This is a genomic window from Parabacteroides sp. Marseille-P3160, from assembly GCF_900162725.1.
Classification (GTDB): Bacteria; Bacteroidota; Bacteroidia; order Bacteroidales; family Tannerellaceae; genus Marseille-P3160.
Genome location: NZ_LT799418.1, coordinates 2,796,448 through 2,799,838, shown reverse-complemented (window position 1 = coordinate 2,799,838; position 3,391 = coordinate 2,796,448). Strand labels below are relative to the sequence as shown.

Here is a 3,391-nt window from a genome sequence, read left to right as displayed (position 1 = left end):
CTGGACGATCCGTCCCCGCCTGCTTTCCACCGGCGGGGTAGCGCAGGCAGCCGTCATCGGGGGGGACATCAAGGAATACCAGATTTTGCTTGACCAGGGACGCATGAAGCATTACGGCATCGGATTGGACGAAGTCCTGGCCGTCTGTCGGAACATGAACCGGAATGCTAATGGAGGCGTACTTTATGAATTCGGCAGCGAGTTCATCATCCGGGGAATTCTTTCCACTTCCAAAGCAGAGGAAATCGGAAAAGGGATGATCAAGACGATAGACGGTGCGGCGGTAACGCTTTCCGACATCGCGACCATCCGCATAGGTGCCAAAAGCCCGAAACTCGGATTAGCTTCTGAAAAGGGCAAGCCTGCTGTCTTGTTGACCGTTACCAAGCAACCCGGAACGAGTACAGTCGATCTGACCGACCGTCTGGACGTTACTATCGCCGACTTACAGAAGAACCTGCCTCCGGATGTCAGGGTATCGACCGATGCCTTTCGCCAAAGTCGATTCATCGATTCATCCATCAATAATATTAAAAATTGTTTGATCGAGGGTAGCTTCTTTGTCCTCGTGATTCTCCTGCTGTTTCTGATGAATGTGCGGACGACGGCTATCTCATTAGTAGCCATGCCTCTCTCTTTGCTGGTCTCCGTACTTGTTTTGAAATGGATGGGTCTGACGATCAATACGATGAGTTTGGGAGGAATGGCGATCGCCATCGGTTCGTTGGTCGACGATGCGATTGTGGACGTCGAGAATGTCTACCGGAAAATACGGGAAAACCGGAAATTGCCCGCAGAGGAACAGCGTCCGGTCTTGCAGGTCGTGCATGACGCCTCCTGTGAAGTGCGGATGCCGATCTTCAATTCTACCTTGATTATTGTGGTCAGCTTTATTCCTCTTTTCTTTTTAAGTGGAATGGAGGGGCGTATGTTAATGCCTCTGGGAATCGCCTTTATCATTTCCTTGTTTGCTTCGACCATCGTGGCGTTGACTCTGACGCCGGTACTCTGCAGCTACCTGTTGAGTTTTGGGAGGGGACAGACGGTTGAAAAAGAGTCGATTGTCGTATGCTATTTAAAGCAATACTACGCCCGAGCTTTGCAGGTGGTGCTGAATCATAAAAAGATAGTACTGGGCAGTACGTTTACCTTGTTTGCCATCGCTGTCGGCTTGTCTTTCACTTTGGGAAGAAACTTCCTGCCGCCATTCAACGAAGGTTCTTTTACTATTAATGTAAGCGCCCTTCCGGGAATCTCGTTGGAGGAATCGGACCGGATCGGGAGGTTGGCTGAGAATTTATTGCTGCAGGTACCCGAAATAAAGACTGTTGCCCGTAAAACCGGACGTGCCGAACTGGATGAACATGCCCTCGGGGTGAATGAATCTGAAATGGAAGCGCCTTTTGAACTGAAAGGCCGGAGTCGGGAAGAAGTTATGGACGATGTCCGCGAGAAACTATCCGTCATTAGCGGCGCCAATGTGGAGATCGGACAGCCCATTTCCCATAGGCTGGATGCCATGCTGTCGGGCACGGAGGCGAATATTGCCATCAAGCTTTTCGGTACGGACCTGAACCGCCTCTTTACGATTGGAAACCAGATCAAGGACGCCATCTCCGGAATCGACGGAGTAGTCGACCTGAAAGTTGAGCAACAGGTCGAACGCCCTCAACTAACCATCACGCCCAGGCGCGAACTATTGGCCAAATACGGTATTCCACTGCCTGAATTTGAAGAATATATCCAAGTAATGCTTTCCGGAGAAAGCGTGGGCCAAGTCTATGAAGACGGCAAATATTTCGACCTGACGCTTAAGGTGTCGGATGATAGCCGGGGAACGATGGAACAGATAAGTAACCTGATGATCGATGCCGGCGGTGAGAAGATTCCTCTCAGTTACGTAGCGGATATCCGCTCGACTACCGGCCCGAATACGATTAACAGGGAGAATGTACAGCGAAAGATCGTTATCAGTTCCAACGTTTCCGGCCGTGATCTGCGCGGAGTTGTCGATGACATTCAGAAGAAGGTCGCGTCTTCCGTCACGCTTCCCGAAGGCTACCATCTGGAATATGGCGGGCAGTTCGAAAGTGAGCAATCTGCGAGCCGCACCTTGCTGCTTACTTCGGCAATGGCTTTGTTGGTTATCTTCTTCCTGCTGCTTATCCAGTTCAGGAACGCCAGGGAAAGCGGGATTGTCTTGCTGAACCTGCCGTTGGCTTTAATCGGAGGGGTTCTGATCCTATGGCTGACTTCCGGTGAACTGAGTATTCCGGCAATCATCGGCTTTATCTCTCTCTTTGGAATCGCTACCCGGAACGGGATGTTGCTGATCAGTCATTACCAACAGCTCCGCAGCGAAGGGCTCGGACTGCAAGCTGCCGTTCTGCAAGGATCGCTGGATCGTTTGAATCCAATCCTGATGACAGCGCTTTGCTCGGCCTTGGCCCTGATCCCTTTGGCAGTCAAAGGCGATTTGCCAGGCAACGAGATCCAGAGCCCGATGGCGGTCGTCATTCTGGGCGGCCTGCTGACTTCTACTTTCCTGAACGGGTTTATTATCCCTATTGTATATTTATTAATGAATAAAAATCAGCAAGAATGAAACAGATAAGCAAATGCCTGCTGGCAGGGCTTGTTTTATGCTGCAATCCCCTGCAAGCGCAACAAGACATGGCGGGAGTGCTGAAGAGCATCGAGCGAAATAACCGGGAGTTGCAGGCGAACCGGGAATGGACGGTTGCCCAAAAACTGGACGCCCAGGCCGGAAACAACCTCGAAGATCCCTCTGTCTCTTACACCCATCAATATGGCAATAAGGAAGGGCTGGGCATCCAAGGGGAATTGATTGCCTCGCAAGCCTTCGATTTTCCTTCCCTCTATGTTCAGCGGAACCAATGGGCGAAGATCAAATCGGAAGAGTTGGACTACCGGCAAACGGAAAAACGGCAGGAGATCCTCATGGAAGCCCAACTGATCTGCCTGGATCTGGTGCAATTGAACCGGAAGCGGCAATTGTTGGAAGAACGCCGGGAAAATGCCGAGCAATTGTCGGCCTTATATGCCCAGCGGTTGGAGAAAGGAGACGCAAACATTCTGGAAACCAATAAAATAAGATTGGAATTATTGAATATCAAGACCGAAGCTCGCCTGACTGAAGCGGAACGCACCGCTAAGCTGCAAGCGTTGGCAGCCCTCAACGGAGGGGAGGCGATCTCCTTTACGGATACGGCTTACCGGCAGGCGCCCGAACTGCTCTCTTTTGAAGAATTGAAAGCGGAAGCCCTTGCCGCGACGACTTCCCTGAAGGCACTCGAGCAGGCGCAACTGGCCGCGCAGCGTTATGTCGGCGTCAGCAAAGCCCAAGGTTTGCCTGGATTCGAGGTAGGTT

General features: G+C 51.5%; 2 protein-coding genes. Both read left to right on the top strand.

What is annotated here, in order from left to right:
• A partial coding sequence (locus BQ8014_RS11135) for an efflux RND transporter permease subunit (protein ID WP_080904408.1) occupies positions 1-2,605 on the top strand: 2,605 nt, incomplete at its 5' end.
• On the top strand, positions 2,602-3,391 hold a 790-nt coding region (locus BQ8014_RS19400), incomplete at its 3' end, for a TolC family protein (protein WP_160150082.1). The genes BQ8014_RS11135 and BQ8014_RS19400, both read left to right, overlap by 4 nt.